This window comes from Roseomonas rosulenta, from assembly GCF_016106005.1.
Classification (GTDB): domain Bacteria; phylum Pseudomonadota; class Alphaproteobacteria; order Acetobacterales; family Acetobacteraceae; genus Neoroseomonas; species Neoroseomonas rosulenta.
Genome location: NZ_JACADR010000565.1, coordinates 1 through 1,128, shown reverse-complemented (window position 1 = coordinate 1,128; position 1,128 = coordinate 1). Strand labels below are relative to the sequence as shown.

Sequence of the window (1,128 nt, the reverse complement as noted above, 5' to 3'; positions counted from 1 at the left end):
GGCGCGGGCGCGGCCGGGGCGCCGGCAGCGGCTGGCCCGACCGGCGCCGGCGTGCAGGCGCCCGTTACCTCCGCCACCGTCACGCCGTTCGCCGCCAGGAAGGCCAGCAGCGAGTCGACCTTCTGCGCGTAGGAGACACGCTCGCCCTGCTCCGCGTTGAAGAAGCCGAAGGTGTTGACGCCGACCACGCGCCCGCAGCGATCGACCAGTGGCCCCCCGGAATTGCCGCGGCTGATCGCCGCAGTGTGCGGCATCACGATCAGTCCCGATGGCAGGTTCTGCACGGCGCTGACCAGCCCGTCCGTCACCGCGAGTTCGGGCACGGACTGGATGTTGCCATCCAGCAGCGCCTGGAAATTCGCGTCGGTCTGCATGATCGCCTGCGGAAAGCCGGCGGCGATCACCGGATCGAGCCGGCTCGCGACCCGCGTCAGGCCGAGCGGGCTCAGCGCCGGCGCATCGGCCGGCATGCGCAGGATGGCAAAGTCCTGGCGGCCGGGCTGCGGGTCGGGCGTCTGCGCCGCCACCTGCACGGTGCGCGGCCTGCCAAGCCGTCGGTTCACCACGAAGACGCGCGAGGGATCGAGGCCCGCGACCACATGCGCATTGGTCACGACGATGCCCGGCGCCACCACGAAGCCGGTACCGGTGCCCACCCCCTGCCCGTTGGCCAGCGGCCCGAGCACCAGCACCGTGGCCTGATCGAGCAGTTCGATCAGCGAGCCCTGGAAGGCCTGCTGGCCCGGCGCGGGCGGGGGCATCTGGCTCGGCTGCATCGGCGTGATCTGCGGCGGCGTCAGCGGCGAGAGCCCGAAATCGCCGGGCCGGCAGACATCACCGGCGAGGGCCGCGCGCGCCTGCTCGATCTCGGTGCGCAGCGCGTCGTTGGTCTGGCGCTGGCGGGCGATCTGCTCGGTGATGCGGGATTCGTCGGCGACATGCGCGACCAGGCGCTGCTGCGCGATGCGCTCGGAAATGAGCTGCCAGCCCAGCCAGAAGCCCAGGCCGAGGAAGATGATGGCGACCAGCAGGCCGGTCGGCAGCAGCCACCAGTTCCAGGCGGAACCGGTGGCGCGCGCGGCGGGCGCGGCGGCGGCCACCGGCGCGACCGGCGGCGGGGGCGGCGGC

1 protein-coding gene is annotated in these 1,128 nt (G+C 73.3%); it reads right to left on the bottom strand.

From position 1 onward, the window contains the following. A partial coding sequence (locus HW578_RS26870) for a S1 family peptidase (protein ID WP_198373752.1) occupies nt 1-1,128 on the bottom strand: 1,128 nt, incomplete at both ends.